This is a genomic window from Luteibacter sp. P4_E6 (assembly GCF_056401535.1).
In genome coordinates, this window is sequence record NZ_JBFUJE010000544.1 from 1 (window position 1) to 2,505 (window position 2,505).

Below are 2,505 nucleotides of genomic sequence, written 5' to 3' on the forward strand. Positions count from 1 at the left end.
GCGTCGTACAGCCTGACGATGTGCGTCGGCTACTTTTCGATCTGAGCTCACAGACGCCTACGCTGATCATTCTCGACGAGTACGATCGTATAGCGGATCGTCAGGTAGCTGTACTAATTTCGGACACTATTAAATCCCTCTCCGACAACGCCGTCGCAGCATCGTTGCTACTGATTGGAGTAGCTGAATCGGTCGATCAGCTAGTGGAAGGGCATCTGTCCATTGAGCGAAACTTGGTACAGGTTCCGATGCCACGAATGTCTACCGAGGAGATCGCGCAGATCGTGTCCAACGGCCTAACGCGGCTTGGCATGACGATATCGGCAGGTGGCTTGGCTCACATCGTCGCTCTGTCCCAAGGTCTGCCTTACATCACGCACCTGCTGGCACTTCACAGTACACGCGCTGCGCTGACTAACGAGTCCATGGAGGTGAACCGCGATCACGTCGATAGGGGCGTTACCGACTCGCTCGATCAATGGCAACAGTCCATCAAATCTTCGTACTACGACGCCGTCAAAAGCCCGCAGCCGGGAAACATCTTCAAAGAAGTGCTGCTTGCATGCGCTTTGGCAGAAGTTGATGAAGCTGGATATTTCACTGCGGCTGCGGTCAGGTCGCCGTTGAGTAATATCCTAGGTCGAACGATTGATATCCCTAATTTTGCACGTCATCTGAAGGAGTTCGGACAGGTTGAGCGAGCTGAGATGCTGACCCGGGTTGGAACCACCAAGCGATTCCGTTACCGGTTTGTCAGTCCAATCATGCGCCCGTACATCATCATGCGCGGATATGTTGAGGGATTAATCAAGTAAGTCTGCTGTCTTGAACCGCCGCTAGATAACCGCCAATCAGGCGCTAAGTGGACCCCAAGGGCCGAGCCTCCGTGCCAAGCCAGGCCAAGGGCAGGGCATGGGTCGAGCGATTCGCTGGCCGGCGCCTCGCGCATTTGGGCAGACTCGCCGCGACACCAGGAGTAGGGCCAAGCGCCGCCGGCGGCTACGCAAAGCCGACCGCCGAGGAACAAGCCCGCTACGCCGCCTTCTACGCCTCCTACGTCCCACCCAAACGAACGAGAATTCGATCCCGGTGACTTCGCGCATTCCTTCAGGTCAGGGGAGGTTGAGTACGCCGGCTTTCGTGCAAATAGTCGTGCAGGCTGATCGCGCACTGCGGGCAGCCACCGGTAGGCACAATCCGGCATCCCATCTTCATGTGGGTTCGATAGTAGCGCTGGTGCTTTAAACACCATGCCTCGGCGGCCAGGTTCTGGCGTGACTGGTAGCGTTCGCGCCGCCCTTGGAAAGGCATCACCGCGGTCTCGCGCGGCGAGTGCTGGACGTGGGAGGCATGAAGACGGGGCAGGGTGCGCCGATGGGGTAGCGCTCACGATGGCGCTCACAGAACCGAAAGCCTCGGCCACCATCGGAAGAGCGTCGCGTCAGCGCCTAGCGCTGGTCGCGAGCTGCGCGGGAGATACGTCGGAAGGAGTCCATTTGGCGCTTTTCTCGCCACTCGATCTCAACGGTCGCGACCAGCGGAGCGCGCACAGGCTTGCGCTTGCTGGACGCCACCAGCAGCGAGGGTTAGATTTATAACCGGCGACCTGGTTATTTCACTTCGCGACGGCTCGGTTCGACTCCATAGGGGGCGACGATGACAGTCAGCTGCATGTCGATCAATGCATGGCTTCAAGCGCTCGGATTCGTCGTCCTCTTGTTGGCGGCTATCGGAGGGGGAATTAATGTTGGTACTAGCGGGCTATCCAAGTTCACTCCGAAAAGAAGCTGCGTTGTAGGCGCCATAGGCTTGTTGTTCGCGGTCTTGGGATCGCTAAAAGCCGTCCCGGATATCGGAACATGCGTCCCATTACCGTGGCTCAAAGACGACACCGTAATAGCACCACCCGCGCCGGCTGCTCGCCTTGCATGGCCAGAGAATGACTGGATCGCTGCGTTAGAGATCAAGCCTGGCGACGGTATTCCAAAGCCGCGACCGATGCCTTTTCACTGGGCGAAGAACGACAATGGTCTGCTATTGACCTACACCGCGACCGTCGGCGGTCATGTCTGGCGCGTCGACGAACAAGTTGTTAGCGGGAGGATTACCAGGGCGACATTTTTGAGCCAAGTCGCCGACAGCTGGACCTATAGGCGCAACCAGGCGATTGTCGGTGTTTCGGGGGAAGAAGTTGCCTTGGAGTGCCGTGGCACGGGGCTCGCCAATTTCAAAGCACGCCTTGCCGGCGAATTTGGGGATCCGCTAGACGGGACCATAGATGAGTCGTCGAAAAGACTGGATCTCGATGGGGTTGGCATGTGTGGGGTCAGCAGGAGCTGCAAGGGCACGACGACGAAAACTTCTGATCGAACAATCTTCAAGGTGAACACCCAGTGGCAGCTCGAGTTCCGAGCAGAACACATACACACCGATACATCGATGATTGACGATGCCGACGACGACGCGGGTTCGATTCGCGATACTTGCGACTGGTCGCTGTATTTC

At 57.7% G+C, this 2,505-nt stretch carries 2 protein-coding genes; both read left to right on the forward strand.

Features of this window, described 5'->3' with window-relative positions; genetic code table 11:
* The coding region (locus AC1DT2_RS20555; RefSeq protein ID WP_477298391.1) for a hypothetical protein at nt 1-815 on the forward strand (815 nt) is incomplete at its 5' end.
* A gap of 856 nt (nt 816-1,671) precedes the next feature.
* Nucleotides 1,672-2,505, forward strand: an 834-nt coding sequence (locus AC1DT2_RS20560) for a hypothetical protein (RefSeq protein WP_477298392.1), incomplete at its 3' end; no start/stop codon positions are given.